The organism is Gellertiella hungarica (genome assembly GCF_014197145.1).
GTDB lineage: Bacteria > Pseudomonadota > Alphaproteobacteria > Rhizobiales > Rhizobiaceae > Gellertiella > Gellertiella hungarica.
Map to the genome: position 1 here is coordinate 800434 of NZ_JACIEZ010000001.1, position 16332 is coordinate 816765.

Below are 16332 nucleotides of genomic sequence, written 5' to 3' on the forward strand. Positions count from 1 at the left end.
TCCAGACATGGGTCCGCGAGGGCTGCGGGATCATAGCGGCCAAACTGGGGCGGAAAAGCCGCGACACTACGCAGGGCACAAGAAATACGGCCGCTTGACATATCCATAGCTGTAAAGTTATATAACTCAAAAGTTATGGAGTGCGGCATGCAGAATCTCGATCAGTCCTTCAATGCGCTGGCTGACCCGACCAGGCGTGCGATCCTGGCGCGGCTGGCGCGCGGTGAGGCGACCGTGCTGGAGCTTGCGGCGCCGTTTTCCATGTCTCAGCCTGCAATCTCCAAGCATCTGAAGGTGCTGGAGGGGGCAGGGCTGGTATCCCGGCGGGTGGACGGCACACGCCGGCCGTGCCGTCTGGAGCCGGCAGCGCTGGATGCGATCGACCGGTGGATCGCCGATCTCAGACGGGTTCTGGAAACCAATTACAGCCGACTGGACGCCTTGCTGGCGGATATCGAAATGAACGAAGGAGAAGCATGATGACCGGACTGACCCTGAAACGTGACGGCGACCGGCAAGTGGTCGTGACCCGCCGCTTCGCCGCCCGGCCCGAACTCGTCTACCGCGCCCACACCGAGCCGGCTCTCCTGCAGAAATGGCTGCTTGGGCCCGAGGGCTGGACCATGCCGGTCTGCATCAGTGAACCCCGTCCCGGCGGCGCCATCCGTTTCGAATGGTCCGACGGGCAGGGCAATGGCTTCTACCTGACAGGCGAATACCTGGAACTCGAACCCTTCAGGCGCATCCGCCATGTGGAACGCATGTTCCTGCCGGATCCGACGCCCGACAACCACGTCGAGACCACGTTCGAGGCCGATGGCGGCGGAACGCTGATGACGCTCCGCATGACCCTTCCGGATGCCGCCACCGTCGAGGCCATGCTCGCAACCGGCATGGAACACGGCATGGAAGCAAGCTACAAGCGGCTTGAAGGGGTGGTTTGATAGGGATCGGCCTTGTGCTCGCAGGGGAGAGGATTTCTTCAATCTAGGACTGGCGGGCAAGCAAGCCTTCACCCAACCTTCTCGACAAATCCCTCCAGCACCCGCTTCTCGCCGGCCTTGTCGAAATCGATGGTGAGCTTGTTGCCTTCGATGTTCCTGATGTTGCCGTTGCCGAATTTCAGGTGGAAGACCCGCTCGCCGACGCTGAAGCGCGAGGGCGTGTCGGAAACGGATTTTGCCACCAGCTCGCCGTCGATGGTGCGCCCCCGCGGGCCGCTTTCGCCATAGCCGATCCGCTCCACCTGATGGCCGGAGCGGGTGCCCCAGTTGTCGCGCGTGGAGGAATTCGCGTTCTGCTGGGCCCGCTTCCAGCCGGGCGAATTGTAGGAATTGGCAAAGGGATCGGCCCGGTCGAAGCGCGACTGGCCGTAGCCGCCACGCCCGCCATAGCCGCCATAGGAGGTTTCCGATTCCGCCACGTCCACATGGGCAGGCGGAAGCTCGTCCAGGAAGCGCGAGGGCAGGGTCGACTGCCAGAGGCCATGGATGCGCCGGTTCGACACGAACCAGATATGGCAGCGGCGCTTTGCCCGGGTGATGCCCACATAGGCGAGCCGGCGCTCCTCTTCCAGCCCGGCACGGCCGCCTTCGTCGAGTGCGCGCTGGTGCGGGAAGAGGCCTTCCTCCCAGCCGGGCAGGAAGACGGTGTCGAATTCCAGGCCCTTGGCGGAATGGAGGGTCATGATCGAGACGGCGTCCATCTCCTCGTTCTGCTCGGCATCCATGACGAGGGCCACGTGCTCCAGGAAGCCGCGCAGGCTCTCGAAGGCTTCCATCGAGCGGATGAGTTCCTTGAGGTTCTCCAGCCGCCCCGGAGCTTCCGCAGATTTGTCCGCCTGCCACATGGCGGTATAGCCGCTTTCGTCGAGGATCTGCTCGGCAAGTTCCGTATGCGGGGTGTTTTCCAGCAGGCCCTGCCAGCGCCTGAAATCCGTCACGACGTCGAAAAGCGCCTTGCGGGCCTTGGGCTTCAGCTCGTCCGTCTCGATGATGTCGGCGGCGGCCTGCAGCATCGGGATATCCCGGGCCCGGGCATAGTCGTGCAGGGTGCGCACGGTGGTATCGCCAAGTCCGCGCTTCGGCGTGTTGATGATGCGCTCGAAGGCGAGATCGTCCGCCGGCTGGCACACAAGCCGGAAATAGGCCATGGCATCGCGGATTTCGAGCCGCTCGTAGAAGCGCGGACCGCCGATGACCCGGTAGTTGAGACCGAGCGTTACGAAGCGATCTTCGAACTCGCGCATCTGGAACGAGGCGCGCACCAGGATCGCCATGTCGTTCAGATTGTGCTTCTGGCGCTGAAGCTGTTCGATTTCCTCGCCAACGGCGCGCGCTTCCTCTTCGGAATCCCAGGCGGCATGGACGATGACCTTCTCGTCGTCGGGATCGGTGCGCTCGGTGAAGAGCGTCTTTCCGAGGCGCCCCTCGTTGTGCGCGATCAGATGGCCGGCGGCACCGAGAATATGCTCGGTCGAGCGGTAGTTGCGCTCGAGCTTGATCACCTTGGCGCCTGGAAAATCCTTCTCGAAGCGCAGGATGTTGTCCACTTCGGCACCGCGCCAGCCATAGATCGACTGGTCGTCATCGCCGACACAGCAGACATTCTGCGGCTCGCCCTTGGGGCGCTGGGCCAGGAGGCGCAGCCACATGTACTGCGCCGTATTCGTGTCCTGATACTCGTCGACGAGAATGTAGCGGAATTTCTGGTGATATTCCTTCAGGATGTCGGGGTTCTGGCGGAAGATCGCGATCGGGTGAAGCAGAAGATCGCCGAAATCGCAGGCATTCAGCGTCTTGAGCCGGTTCTGGTAGGCGGCGTAGAGCTGGCGGCCCTTGCCGTTGGCAAAGGCCCGCGCGTCCCCCTCGGGAATATCGGCCGGGAGAAGCCCCTTGTTCTTCCAGCCATCAATCATGCCGGCAAACTGGCGGGCAGGCCAGCGCTTGTCATCGAGCCCTTCCGCCTGGATCAGCTGCTTGATGAGGCGGATGACGTCGTCCGTATCGAGAATGGTGAAATCGGAGCGCAGACCCGCCAGTTCCGCGTGACGGCGCAGGAGCTTCACGCCGATCGAGTGGAAGGTGCCCAGCCAGGGCATGCCTTCCACCGCATGGCCGGCAAACACTCCGATGCGCTCCTTCATCTCGCGGGCGGCCTTGTTGGTGAAGGTCACAGCAAGGATCTGGCTCGGCCAGGCACGGCCGGTGGCGAGAATGTGGGCGATGCGGGTGGTGAGCACGCGGGTCTTGCCGGTTCCGGCGCCGGCAAGCACCAGAACCGGGCCATCGACGCTTTCCACCGCTTCCCGCTGTTCCGGGTTCAGCGTCGCGAGGTAATCGGGCGCAGCCGGGCTCGCCCCACGCGCGGCGAGCGCACGGGCCGCGATGCCGGACGGCTGCGGCTGCGCGGGCTTTGCCGGCTGCGGCGCCTGATCCTCATCGAAGAAGGGAATGTCGTCGTATATATTTGTCATGGGCGGTAATGTAGCGATTATCCCGGGAAAGGCCAGAATCAATGTTCGCCTTTCATTCCGCCGGATGGCCTACAGGCTTTGGACGGGAAGTCAACAAACCTTACGAAATCTTCATCTTCCGCCAGCGCTTCGCTGCTTGCCCCCTACGTCAAAAAAACCATATTGGATCCGCTATTACAGGGATCGATCCGGCCGCCCGGAGCCGCCGGGCCGGCCATCAATACCGGAGTGACGCATGAGAATCGCAAAGCAGCTGGCGCTGAGCCTGGCCGTTCTGGTCGTGGGCGGAGCCGTGGCGGTCTGGTACACGCCGGAAGGGGCTGCGCTTCTGGCGCGCGCCAGCGGCAAGCCGGCAGCCGGGCAGGGCGAGGGAGCTGCGGCAGGACGGGGGCAGGGCGCGGGCGGACAGGGACAGGGGCAGGGCCGTCGTGCGGACGGGCCGCCGCTGGTCGTGGTCGCAGCGGTGACGGAAGGGGTCGCCAATGCGCGGCTCGACGCCATCGGCACCGGTCAGGCGCTGAATTCGGTGACCGTGATGCCGCAGGGCAGCGGTGTCGTCACCCGCCTCGACGTCAAGCCGGGCGACAAGGTAAAGGCGGGCCAGCTGCTCGGCCAGCTCGACAACCAGGCGGAGCTTCTTGCCCGCGACAAGGCGGCGGTGACCCTGAAGGGCTCGCTCGAAACCAAGAAGACCTATGAAGGCTCCAATGCCTCCATCACCCGGCTGCAGCAGTTCACCGCCGGTGTGACCGCGGAGGAAGCGCAGCTGGAGCTGAACATCGCGGAAACGAACCTCAAGCGCCGTGACATCCTGGCGCCGGCCGACGGCGTGGCCGGGATCGTGCAGGTCAGCATGGGCGCCTATGTGACGCCCTCGACACCGATTGTCGTGATAGACGACCGCTCCTCCCTGCTCGTCGATTTCTATGTGCCGGAGCATTTCGTCTCCTTTCTGAAGCCCGGCATGGCACTGGAGGCGCGGACGATTGCCTTCCCCGGCGAAGTGTTCAAGGGCGAGATCGCGGCGCTCGACAACCAGATGGATGCCGTCAGCCGCACCATCCGCGTGCGGGCGCGGATCGACAATGGAGACGATCGCCTGCGCGGCGGCATGTCCTTCACCGTCACGCTTCGCTTCGAGGGCGAGCGTTATCCGGCAGTCGATCCTCTGGCTGTCCAGTGGGATGGCGAAGGCGCTTATGTCTGGCGTCTCGGCGAGGGAGACAAGGCGGAGAAGGTGAGGGGATCGGTGGTCCAGCGGGATGCGGACCGCGTCCTGTTCAAGGCGGACATCAAGCCGGGCGACCGTCTGGTCACCGAGGGCGTGCAGCGCCTTCGTCCGGGAATGGCCGTCCGTGTCGACAATGGCGGAGCCGGTGCATGACGAGCGAGAGCAAGGAACCCCACGACCGGGCGGAGCCCGCCCGCCCGGAACCGGCAGCAGCTCCTTCCGCCACCGACAGCTTCACCGCGCTCTTCGTGCGCCGGCCCGTACTGGCGCTTGTATTCAACGCGCTGATGGTGGTGGCGGGCCTCGCCGCCTATTTCGGTATAGAAGTGCGCGAGCTGCCCGATGTCGACCGCCCCGTCATAACGGTCAACACGACCTTTTCCGGTGCCTCCCCCGAGACCGTGGACGACCGCCTCAGCCGCGTCATCGAAAGCGCGGTGTCCCGCGTGTCCGGTCTGAAATCCATTTCGTCCTCATCGTCCTACGGATCGAGCCGCGTGACGCTGGAATTCGTGACCGGAACAGACATCAACGTGGCCTCGACGGATGTGCGCAACGCGCTTTCCCGCGCTGCCGGGCAATTGCCCGAAGAGGCCGAAGAGCCGCAGGTGGTCAAGGCCGATGCCGACAGCCAGCCGGTCATGCGGCTTGCGATCACCTCCGACACGCTGGGGATGGACGATCTGACCCAGCTCGTCGAGGACGAGATTTCGGATCGCCTGGCCGCGGTTCAGGGCGTGGCGGACGTGGAAACCTACGGCAATGCCGAGAAGGTCTATCGCATCGATGTGGATCAGGCGGCACTGGCAAGTCGCGGGCTGACCTTTTCGGATCTGCAGAGCGCGCTGTCCGACGTGGCGCTCGATGTACCGGCGGGCTCGCTTTCCGGCGGCAAGCAGGAGCTTGTGGTGCGCGCCGCGGTGGATCTCACCGATCCGGAAGCCTTCCGCCGGCTTGTGGTCAAGGACCGGGTCACGCTGGGCGATGTCGCGACAATCACGGTCGGCCCGGAAGACGGCAGCTCTGCTCTTCGGGCGAATGGACGCGCCGGCATCGGTCTTGGCATCATCCGGCAGGCACAGTCGAACACGCTCGATATCTCGAATGGCGTGAAGCAGGTCGTTGCGGATCTGCAGGCATCCCTGCCCAAGGGAACCACTCTCGCAATTACCAGTGACGACGCGGCCTTCATCCGCGGCTCCATCCATGAAGTGGTGAATGCGCTGGTGCTGGCCTGCGTCATCGTGGTGGTGGTCCTCTATCTTTTCCTCCGCGACTGGCGCGCGACGATCATTCCGGCGGTCACATTGCCGGTGGCGCTGGTGGGGACGCTGGCTGCCGTCTGGCTTGCCGGCTTCTCTATCAACATTCTCACGCTGCTGGCGGTGGTTCTGGCAACCGGCATGGTGGTGGACGACGCCATCGTCGTCCTGGAAAACATCGTGCGCCGGATGCACGAAGGCATGAGCGCGCGGGCGGCGGCGGTGATCGGCACGCGGCAGGTGTTCTTCGCCGTGATTGCCACGACGCTGACGCTCGCCTCTGTTTTCGTGCCGCTGTCCTTCCTGCCAGGCCAGGTGGGCGGGTTGTTCAAGGAGTTCGGCTTCGTGCTGGCCTTCTCGGTGCTCCTCTCCTCGATCGTGTCGCTGACGCTCTGCCCGATGCTGGCATCGCGGATGCTGAAAGGCGGCCGGGACGAGGGGGAAAAGCCGAGTGCCATCGGCGATGCCTTCTCCAATCTCTACATGCGCAGTGTCCGCGCCTGCCTCGGTGCGCCTGCCGTCGTCATTGCCGTCTCCGTCGTCTTCGCAGCCTTCGCCTATGTGGCCTTTACCCGTGTTCCGCAGGAACTGACGCCGCGCGAAGACCGCTCGATGGTCATGCTCCGGGTACAGGCGCCGGAAGGGGTGAGCCTCGATTACATGCGCGACCAGATCCGCCGCATCGAGGAAAACCTCCTGCCGTTGCGCAAATCGGGGGAAATCGCCAACACCTTCTCCATCTCGGGGCAGGGTGGCAGTGCCAACAGCGGGTTTGTGGTGCTGACCCTCAGCCCGTGGGAGGCGCGCACGCGCACCCAGAACGACATCGCGAGCGACATCAGCCGCCTGACTTCCACCATCCCCGGCGTCCGTGTGACGGCCTTCCAGTCGAACAGCCTGCGCATTCGCGGCGCCGGCAGCGGCCTGCAGGTCGCGCTTCTCGGCAACGACCGCGGGGTTCTCAACGAGACGGCCACCAAGCTTGTGGCAGCCCTCGACGACACCGGCCTTTTCGAGGCACCGCGCCTGTCGAACGATGCGGCGCGGCCGCAGATCACGGTCGACATCGACCGCGACCGTGCGGCGAGCCTCGGCGTTTCCACCAGCACGGTCTCGCTGACGCTTCAGGCGCTTCTTGCAGGGTACAAGACCGGCGAGGTCCATACCGGCGGCAAGCTCTATCCGATCCGCCTCACTGCGGAGAGCCGCCCCGTGAACGATCCCGGCGATCTCGAGAACGTCTTCCTGCGGGCAGGCGATGGCCGGGTGGTGCCGCTTTCGGCCATTGCCAGCTTCGAGGAGAAGTCCGTGCCGCCGCAGCTCACCCGCGAGCAGCAGCTGGCGAGCGTCTCCATCACCGCGGGCCTCAAGGAGGGGGTCACCCTTGGCCAGGCGGTGGCGCGAACGAACGCGCTGGCGGAGAGCCTCCTGCCGCAGGGGGTGCGGATGATCCCGCTGTCGGAGGCGGCAACGCTGCAGGAAAACTCCAGCGGCATGTTCACCACCTTCGGCTTTGCGATCCTGATCATCTTCCTCGTGCTGGCCGCCCAGTTCGAAAGCGGCATCAGCGCGCTGGTGATCATGACGACAGTACCGCTCGGGCTCGCCTGCGCCGCCTTTGCACTCGTTCTGACGGGCACCAGCCTCAACATCTACAGCCAGATCGGCCTCGTGCTTCTGGTGGGCGTAATGGCGAAGAACGGCATCCTGATCGTCGAGTTCGCCAACCAGCTGCGCGACCACGGGCGCAGCGTGAGGGAGGCGATCGAGGAGGCCTGCCGGCTGCGCTTGCGGCCTGTCATGATGACGATGATCTGCACCATCCTCGGGGGCGTGCCGCTCGTGCTTGCCACCGGGGCCGGGGCGGAAGCGCGCGTGGCGCTGGGATGGGTCATCGTGGGCGGGCTGGGTCTCGCGGTCATCGTAACGCTCTATGTCACGCCCGTGGCCTATCTCCTGCTCGCCCGCTTCTCCAAGCCTCATGCGGATGAGGAGCGGCGGCTCTCGGAAGAGATGCAGCAGGCCTCCGCGCTTCCGGTGACCGGCGGCGCCGGCATCTGATCAAATGCGTTCGAACTGCTCCGGCCAGTCGCGATTCGTCGCGACCTGGCCCTCGTGTCGCAGGCGGCGCACCTCGGAGAGGTCGATGTCGGTGATCAGCCAGCGGCTTTCGCGGGGCTGCAGCTCGGCGCTTTCCGCAAAGACGCCGCTTGCCGGCATGCCGTAGTCGGACGGCACGTACAACGCCGCGCGGCCCACATTCTCGTCGACGGCGGGAGACCAGGGCGCTGAGCCTACCGTGGGCGAGACCAGAACGGCGATCTGGTTTTCCAGCGCGCGGGCCTGCGCGCCCACGCGAACCCGGAAATAGCCGGCCTCCTTGTCGGTGCAGGAGGGGGCGAGGATCATGTCCGCGCCGCCTTCGGACAGGGTGCGCGCCAGCATCGGAAATTCGTTGTCGTAGCAGATGAGGATGCCGAACCGGCCGATGGGGGTCTCGAAGAGCGTCAGTCCCTTGCCGCCGGAGATGTTCCACTGCTCGCGCTCGAAGCGGGTCATCATGAGCTTGTCCTGCGTGCCGATGAGACCATCCGGCCCGAAGAACCATGCACGGTTGCGATAGAGACCGTCCCCGTCGAGCACGGGTGCGGATCCGTTGACCAGGTAGACGCCGAGGTTCCGGGCGATTTCCTCCGAAAGCTCGACGAAGCGGGGGATCAGCGGCTGCATGGCCTTGAGCGATCCGTGCAGGTCGGAGCGCAGGTCGGGCGGAAGCTGCCCGGTGAGAACCATGGCGGAATATTCCGGCAGGACGAGCAGCTGTGCCCCCTTGTCGGCAGCGTCGCGGCAGAGCGTCATCAGGCTGTGGGCATAGGCGTCCCAGGTTTCGATGAGATCGATCGAATATTGGCAGGCTGCAACGCGAAGGGTCATGAGAGGTCCTTAAGCCAGAAGGAAAGGGGTTTTCCGGTTTCCTGCGCATCGCCGATGTCGCGCCAGCGAAACTCGGCGACGAGCTCGGGGTGATGCACGAATCCGCGCCTGCCCCAGAAGGCATGCAGGGGCACATAATCCGCCGGTCGCGCAGGGTGATGCGGCGGACGCTCGACGGCGCAGAAGGCGAGCGTCGAAAACCGGCCGAGGCGCCGGGCATGGGCCTCGCGCTCCTCGAAGAAACGCACGCCGATGCCCCGTCCCCGATAGCTTTCGAGAAGCACGCTTTCCCCGAAATAGAAAATCCCGGCAGGATCGCGCCCCGAGGCGAGGAACGGCGCCTTCACCTCGTCCGTCTCGTCTGCCATGGGCAGGCCGGTGGAAGCGCCGACGATCTCCCCGCCCTCAAAGGCCAGAACGAATACGCTGTCAGGCGAGGCCGCGTAGGTGGCCAGATAGGTTTCCTCGTAATCCGCCGACCCTTCGTACAGATACGGAAATGCGCGAAACACCGTCATCCGGAGCCGGGCGAGATGGGGGATGCAGGGCGCGATGTCCTTGCCCACGAAGGTCTGGATATTCATGCGAAGGGCGTTTTCATCGGTTTTTGCGGCCGGTATAGCTTTAAGCGGGGCAGTCCCCGCACGTCGAAATTGACATGGAGGAAGTCATGAACGCAACCGAGATTATCCGTGCCTATTACGATGCCTTCAACCGGCGCGACATGGATGCGTTCTTCGATCTGCTCGATGACAACGTGATCCATGACGTGAACCAGGGCGGACGGGAAATCGGCAAGGAGGCCTTCCGCCGCTTCATGGGCAACATGAATGCCGCCTACAAGGAAGAGCTGCACGACATGGTTATCTTCACCAACGAGGACGGCACCCGGGCAGCTGCGGAATTCCAGCTTACCGGCACCTATACCGAAACCTCGGAAGGGTTTCCGGAAGCGCACGGACAGACCTACAAGCTTCTCGTGGGGGCATTCTTCGAGATCCGCAACGGCAAGATCGCCCGGGTCACGAACTACTACAATGTGAACGACTGGCTGAGGCAGGTGCGCGGCTGAGCGTCGCCTGGAACTCCGCACGGGTTCCCCCCACCCAAATTCACGCATTGCTCATGAAAATGCCGCGATTTGTGCTATGGGCTTCAGCAAACACTTTCACGGAGCCTGATTCCATGCTGAAGCGCATTGCCCTTGTTGCTCTTGCCGCCACCTATCTCGCGGGCTGCACCACCACCGACCCCTATACGGGTGAGCAGAAGATGTCGAACACCGCTGGCGGCGCCATGTTGGGCGCGGGCGTTGGCGCGCTGGCCGGCCTTGCGGTCGGCGGCAACGCCGTGGAGCGCCGCAACGGTGCGCTCATCGGCGCGGCTCTGGGCGGTCTCGCCGGCGGCGCGATCGGCAACTACATGGACAACCAGGAGGCCGAGCTGCGGGCGCAGCTTCAGGGTACCGGCATCTCCGTCACCCGTGCCGGCGACCGCATCATTCTCAACATGCCCTCCAACATCACCTTCAACGTGGATCAGGACGGCCTGAAGCCCGGCTTCTTCCCGACGCTGAATTCGGTGGCTCTGGTGCTGAGGAAATTCGACAAGACGCTGATCGACATCAACGGCCACACGGACTCCACCGGCAGCGCGGCCCACAACCAGGATCTGTCGGAGCGCCGCGCGCTTGCGGTCGCAAGCTATCTCGGCGGCCAGGGCATCGAGCAGCGCCGCATCTCTGCCGTCGGCTTCGGGGCCTCCCGCCCGATCGCGTCCAACGCATCGGAAGCAGGACGCGCCCAGAACCGGCGCGTGGAAATCCTGATCGCACCGATCAACGCCGGCTGATCCGGCATACGCAACAGCCGGGAGAGGAGTGCGCATGAAGGCCGACGCCAAACCCGGGCTGCGAAACGAAGCGGGGCTCAGGGCCCTGCTTCCGGAGCTTTCCGCCCGCTTCGGCGGGCGATTGCAGACGGGCGAGGCGGTGCGCGCCCACCACGCGCACACCACCACCTATCTTCCCGCGCAGCTGCCGGACGGCGTGGTCTTCGTGGAAAGCCGGGAGGATGTCATCGATGCCGTGCGCCTGGCCGCGCGACATGGGGTTCCTCTCGTTCCCTTCGGTACCGGCTCTTCGCTTGAAGGGCAGGTCAACGCGCCCTCCGGCGGTATATCGCTCGATTTCTCCGGCATGGCGCGGGTGCTTTCGGTCAGTCCCGGCGATCTCGACTGTACTGTCGAGCCCGGCATTACCCGCGAGGCGCTCAACGTCGCGCTGCGCGACACGGGCCTGTTCTTCCCGATCGATCCCGGCGCCAATGCCTCCATCGGCGGCATGGTCTCCACCCGGGCTTCCGGCACCAATGCGGTGCGATACGGCACCATGAAGGACAACGTCCTTTCCCTGACCGTCGTCACCGCCGATGGCGAGGAGATCCGCACGGCGCGGCGGGCGCGCAAGTCTTCCGCCGGCTATGACATGACACGGCTGTTCGTCGGGGCAGAAGGAACGCTCGGCATCATCACGTCGGTCACGCTTCGCCTTCAGGGCATTCCGGAGGTCATCGCAGGCGGTGTCTGCCAGTTCGAAGATCTGGAAGCGGCTTGCAACGCGGTGATGACGACCATTCAGCTGGGGATTCCGGTGGCGCGCATCGAGTTGCTCGATCCGGTCCAGATCAGGGCGTGCAATCTCTATTCGGGCCTTGCCCATGCGGAGTTGCCAACCCTCTTCGTCGAGTTTCACGGCAGCAAGGCATCGGTCGACCTGCAGTCGGCGGAGTTTTCCGCCATCGTCACCGAATTCGGCGGATCGCCCTTCGAATGGACGGTCGACGCTGCGGAGAGGGCGAGGCTCTGGAAGGCGCGTCACAATGCCTACTGGGCAGCCCGTGCGCTTGCGCCCCATCTCGATGCCGTCTCCACCGATGTCTGCGTCCCCATATCGAGGCTGGCGGACTGCGTGTCGCAGACCCGCGCGGATATCGCCGAACACGGGTTTCTGGCCCCCATCGTCGGTCACGCCGGCGACGGGAATTTCCATGTGCTGCTGCTCTTCGACGGCAAGTCTGCCGAGGAGGTGGAAAGGGCGGAGGCGTTTCTCCTCCGGCTCAACGATCGTGCGCTCGCGATGGACGGCACCTGCACCGGCGAACATGGCATCGGGCAGGGCAAGAAATCCTTCCTCGCAGCCGAGCTGGGCGGCACCGTCGATCTGATGCGGCAGGTCAAGCAGGCGCTCGATCCGGAGGGCATCTTCAATCCGGGCAAGATCTTCTGACGCGCGTCGCGCGGCGGGCACCTTGTTCGGCCGGTCGTCGGCGGCAATCCACAGGCATCCGGCGGCTGCGCCCATCTTCCCGGCACGCGGAGCAACGCCTGTTGTTCCCTTTCGGTTTTCATTGTTCTAGGGTCCTCGCGACGGTAAAGCGGTGGGGCTCCTTCCCTCCAGATTTCTGGGTGATTTTTCGGTGCTAGGTCGAATTCTGGTTTTCCTCGGTGGACTGTTGGTCCTGCTGCTTTTTGCGGCATTGCTGGCGCCGCTCTTCGTGGACTGGACCGGTTTTCGCCAGCAGTTCGAGGATCAAGCGAGCCGCATCATCGGCAAAAAGGTCGTGGTGCACGGCTCGGTCGACGCGCGGATCCTGCCGTTCCCGTCGATAACGATGAACGACGTCTGGGTGGGAAGCGAGCCCGACGGAAAGCCGCAGGTGCGGGTCGCGCGTTTCTCGATGGATGCCGAGCTCGCACCGGTTCTCTCGGGCGAAGCGCTGATTTTCGACATGCGCATCGAAGACATGGAAGCGCGTATCCGCCTGCTGCCCGACGGCACCCTGGACTGGATGCGGGGCAGCCGTCCTGTCATTCCGGCCCGCAGCATCGTCCTGGAGAACGTGCGCCTGCGCAACGGCAACATCACCTTCATCGACGAGCAGTCCGGCCGCACCCGCAAGCTGACGGCGGTCAATGCCGCCATGTCGGCGAAATCGCTCGCCGGCCCCTGGAAGGCGGTCGGTGACGCGGTGCTCGACGGTGAACCCGGACGCTTCTCGATTTCCACCAATCTGACGGAAGAGAAGGACGAGGGGATCTATCTTCGCGCCCGTGTGATGCCGACCAACCGGCCGGTGGGGGCCGAGCTGGAGGGGCAACTCGCCCTTGTCGACGGAAAGCCCCGCTACAAGGGCAGCTTTCTCGCCTTTCTGCAGCAGAGCGAGGAAAGCCAGAAGGCGGACCCCGCAAGGCCCGCGCCCCGCCTCAAGGGCTCGTTCGAGCTGACCAACGAGAAGATCCGCATTCCCGAGTACCGGCTCGAGGTGGGCGATGTCGCCGACCCCTATGTGGTGACCGGGGAGGCGACGCTCGATACGGGCAAGGACCAGGAATTCCTGCTGCTGGCCGACGGACAGCAGATCGACGTCGCGCGCATCGACTACAGCGGATCCTCCGGCAAGACCGGACGCGACCCCGGCGATACGGTGCGCAAGCGCTTCGAGCATTTTGCCGAGATAGCCGCCAGCATTCCCATTCCTTCCGTGCCAGGACGGGCAAGCCTCAAGCTCCCCGCCATCGTGATCGGCGAAACGTCGATACGGGACGTGCGGCTCGACGTGCGGCCCACATCCGGCGGCTGGGTGGTGGACAATGCCATCGCAACGCTGCCCGGGCGCACCATGCTGGAGGCCAAGGGTGTGCTCGGCCTCAAGGGCGCGACGAGCTTCAACGGGCACATGACGGTTGCGTCACGGCAGCCTTCCGGCCTCTCCACCTGGATGTCGGGGCAGGTCGATCCCGTCATTCGCGACATGCAGGCGCTCGGCTTCGAGGCGGACGTGCGGCTGACTCCGGAGCTGCAGCGTTTCGACCGGCTGGAACTGCAGATGGGGGATGCCACGCTGAAGGGCAAGGTGGAGCGCCAGTCCGTCGGCGGCCAGCCACCGTCGCTGACGGTGGTTCTATCGGGCAACCGCATCGATCTGGACGGATTGAGGGGTCTTGCCACCCTTTTCGGCAAGGACGGAAAAGCCGATCTGAGTGGCCACGCCATCGCCGCCGAGCTGAAGGCAGAGCGCTTCGCCGCCTTCGGCATGGAAGCCCGCCAGACGGAAACCGTCTTCACCCTGGCAAACAGCGCCCTCTCCATCGAGCGCTTCAGCACCAAGGATCTCGCCGGTGCGCAGATCAACGCCATCGGCAGGGCCGATTTCGGCAAGGACGGTTTCGATGCCAATGGCCGCCTTGGCTTCAAGGCCGCAGATCCAGCGCCGTTCCTGGCGATGATCGCGCAGAAACTGCCCGCCGATCCCCTGCTCGGTCACCTCCTGCGTCACGCCGCCTGGTTTGCCGACACGGAGCTGAAGGTGACGCTCGCTGCCGGAGGGAAGGACCAGACGGGCCTATCGGTCAAGCTTGCGGGGACGAGCAATGGCAGCCGTCTCGATCTCGATCTCGGCCTCGCCAATCCCGCCTCCTATCCGAAGGGCGCCGGGCTGAACCTGCAGGCCACGCTGGAAAACCCCAGGGCAAACGTCCTGCTGGGCCAGGCGGGTCTCGAACCCTTGCCCTTCGATGCGACGGAAAAGGGCGTGCTGTCGCTGCGGCTCGCCGAAACCAAGGAGGGCGACAATGACGTTCAGCTCGCCTTCAATGCGGGCAAGACGTCCTTTTCGCTGAAGGGCAAGGCAAACTATGCCGCCGATCCGGGCCTGACCGGCCAGTTCGTGACCGCCGTCGAAAGCGACGATGCCACGCCCTATCTGCTGATGACCGGCATCGCCTTGCCCCGCATGGGGCTTGGGCTGCCGGGAAAGCTCGCGGCCAATCTCTCGGTCGGTCCCGATACCATCGAGATGGCAGACCTGCAGGGGCAGGTTGGCGGGAATGCTCTTTCGGGGCGGTTCTCGATCGACCGGAAAAGCGAGAGCCTGAAGGCGAGCGGTGCGCTTGCGCTCACCGATGCCGATCTTGGCTGGATTGCGGAAACGGTCTACGGCCCGGTCTTCGACGCGGAAGGGGGGCTGTCCGCGGATACCTTCGGCGACAGCATCCTCTCGGGCATGAAGCTGTCCGTCGATCTTTCGGCGCAGACCTTCGACCCCGACTTCGCGCCGCCCATCCGCAACTGGAAGAGCAGGTTGACCGCCTCCGACGGGGAACTCGTTCTGGGCGATGTTTCCGGAGAATGGGCGGGCGGCAGCCTTGCAGGCTCGGCGCGGCTCGGCAATACGGGTGGCTCGGGTTACCTGCAGGTCAACATCAATGCCGAGAACGGCGTCATACCGGCCTTGACCTGGTACAGGGGCATTACCCCCGTGGCAGATGGACGCTTCGCGCTCAAGATCTCGGGCGAGGCGGCCGGCAAGAGCATGGCGGAGCTGGCAAAGGGCCTCGGCGGATCGGGTGAACTGCGCCTGAACGGACTTGCCATCAATGGCCTCAACCTTGGCCTCTTGCCGCCGGTGCTGGCAGAGATGGACAAGACGGAGGGCGAGATCGATACCGCGCGGGTCGAGGCGCTGGCGCGCAGCCTGCTGACCAGCGGCACGGCAAAGCTCGGCGACGTGACGCTGCCCTTCTCGCTGGGCGGCGGCAGTCTGGTTGTCCAGCCGGTCACGGTGAACACACCCGAAGCGGCACTCACCGGCGAGGGCGAGATCGATGTCGCCGAGGGTAGCCTGCGCTCGTCGCTGACGGTGGCGCTGGCACCGGGAGCGAATGCGGTGGAGGGGGCCGATCCGCAACTGAGGCTCGATTTCAACGGCCCGCTTGACGCTCCATCCATGAGCGTCGACACCCTTGCCCTGACCAACTTCCTCTCCCTGCGCGCATTCGAGCGGGAACGGCACCGGGTAGAGCGTCTGCAGGCGATCGCTCTCGAGAAGCTCCGCCTTCGGAGGGAGGCGGCCTACTATCAGGCCCGGGCTGAGGAGCGCGAGCGTATCCGCAAGGAAGAGGAGGCCAGGCGCAAGGCCGAAGCGGAGGAAGCCGCCAGGGCGCGCGCCGAAGCTGAGCAGAAAGCCAGGGCAGAGGCGGAACAGGAGGCGGATCGTCAGCGTCAGCGGCTCAATCGCCCGCTGGACACCCCTCCGAACCTGGAGTTCGAAGGGCCCTCGGCCCCGGGCGCCATCGGTCCCGCCATGCCGGTCATGCCCGGCCAGGAAGTCATCCGCGGGACGGATCTGCCACCGCCGTCGCCCTGATCAGCCGCGTTCTGCCTTCAGCGTTTCAAGCACGTGCAGCCGCAAGGCCGAGGACAGGTTTCCTCCCGTCCGCCCGTCGTCTATCTCCGCGATCAGCGCGGCAAGCGCGATCCCGCGCCTGGCGGCGAGCGCCTTCAGCTCCTCGAAGAAGGCTTCCTCGAGCGAGAAGCTGGTGCGGTGACCGTGAAGGGTGGTGGAGTATTTCCGGATCATCGGCTGAGCCCC

At 64.9% G+C, this 16332-nt stretch carries 12 protein-coding genes; 8 read left to right on the top strand and 4 right to left on the bottom strand.

Annotation, left to right across the window (positions count from 1 at the left end):
- The first annotated feature begins 147 nt into the window (after positions 1-147).
- Together GGR23_RS03805 and GGR23_RS03810 are read left to right on the top strand one after the other, a co-directional pair.
- The gene (locus GGR23_RS03805; protein ID WP_183364758.1) at positions 148-480 is read left to right on the top strand and encodes an ArsR/SmtB family transcription factor; all 333 of its coding nucleotides are present in this window, start codon (positions 148-150) and stop codon (positions 478-480) included.
- A complete protein-coding gene (locus GGR23_RS03810; protein WP_183364759.1) occupies positions 480-944 on the top strand; it encodes an SRPBCC domain-containing protein in 465 nt (154 codons plus the stop codon). Before GGR23_RS03805 ends, GGR23_RS03810 begins: the two co-directional genes overlap by 1 nt.
- 68 nt (positions 945-1012) lie before the next feature.
- Here GGR23_RS03810 and GGR23_RS03815 read toward each other — a convergent pair whose 3' ends face one another.
- On the bottom strand, positions 1013-3475 hold the full coding sequence (locus GGR23_RS03815) for an ATP-dependent helicase (protein WP_183364760.1): 2463 nt from the start codon (positions 3473-3475) through the stop codon (positions 1013-1015).
- 235 nt (positions 3476-3710) lie between these two features.
- On the opposite strand from GGR23_RS03815, the gene GGR23_RS03820 reads away from it, so the two are divergent.
- Both GGR23_RS03820 and GGR23_RS03825 read left to right on the top strand, forming a co-directional pair.
- Complete coding sequence (locus GGR23_RS03820) at positions 3711-4859, top strand: efflux RND transporter periplasmic adaptor subunit (RefSeq protein WP_183364761.1); 1149 nt, start codon at positions 3711-3713, stop codon at positions 4857-4859.
- Positions 4856-8029: an efflux RND transporter permease subunit gene (locus GGR23_RS03825; protein ID WP_183364762.1), complete on the top strand. Its 3174-nt coding sequence runs from the start codon at positions 4856-4858 to the stop codon at positions 8027-8029. The genes GGR23_RS03820 and GGR23_RS03825 overlap by 4 nt, the downstream gene beginning before the upstream one ends.
- Here the strand turns inward: GGR23_RS03825 and GGR23_RS03830 are convergent, their stop codons facing one another.
- Together GGR23_RS03830 and GGR23_RS03835 are read right to left on the bottom strand one after the other, a co-directional pair.
- Positions 8030-8902: a carbon-nitrogen hydrolase family protein gene (locus GGR23_RS03830; RefSeq protein WP_183364763.1), complete on the bottom strand. Its 873-nt coding sequence runs from the start codon at positions 8900-8902 to the stop codon at positions 8030-8032.
- A complete protein-coding gene (locus GGR23_RS03835) occupies positions 8899-9486 on the bottom strand; it encodes a GNAT family N-acetyltransferase (RefSeq protein ID WP_183364764.1) in 588 nt (195 codons plus the stop codon). The genes GGR23_RS03830 and GGR23_RS03835 overlap by 4 nt, the downstream gene beginning before the upstream one ends.
- 86 nt (positions 9487-9572) lie before the next feature.
- Between GGR23_RS03835 and GGR23_RS03840 the strand changes: the two genes are divergently transcribed.
- From GGR23_RS03840 to GGR23_RS03855, 4 genes are all read left to right on the top strand, one after another.
- Positions 9573-9974, top strand: coding sequence for a ketosteroid isomerase-related protein (locus GGR23_RS03840; protein WP_183364765.1), 402 nt, complete (start codon positions 9573-9575; stop codon positions 9972-9974).
- Between the two features lie 113 nt (positions 9975-10087).
- Positions 10088-10753: a YiaD family glycine zipper/OmpA-like lipoprotein gene (locus tag GGR23_RS03845; RefSeq protein ID WP_183364766.1), complete on the top strand. Its 666-nt coding sequence runs from the start codon at positions 10088-10090 to the stop codon at positions 10751-10753.
- Between the two features lie 34 nt (positions 10754-10787).
- Positions 10788-12188 carry an FAD-binding oxidoreductase gene (locus tag GGR23_RS03850; RefSeq protein ID WP_210296824.1) on the top strand — a complete coding sequence of 467 codons (1401 nt, stop codon included), beginning with the start codon at positions 10788-10790 and terminating at the stop codon, positions 12186-12188.
- A 190-nt stretch (positions 12189-12378) separates the two neighbouring features.
- Complete coding sequence (locus GGR23_RS03855; RefSeq protein WP_343066597.1) at positions 12379-16107, top strand: AsmA family protein; 3729 nt, start codon at positions 12379-12381, stop codon at positions 16105-16107.
- Here the strand turns inward: GGR23_RS03855 and GGR23_RS03860 are convergent, their stop codons facing one another.
- Entirely contained in the window at positions 16108-16320 is a 213-nt protein-coding gene (locus GGR23_RS03860; protein WP_183364769.1) for a ribbon-helix-helix domain-containing protein, read from the bottom strand.
- Between the last annotated feature and the right edge of the window lie 12 nt (positions 16321-16332).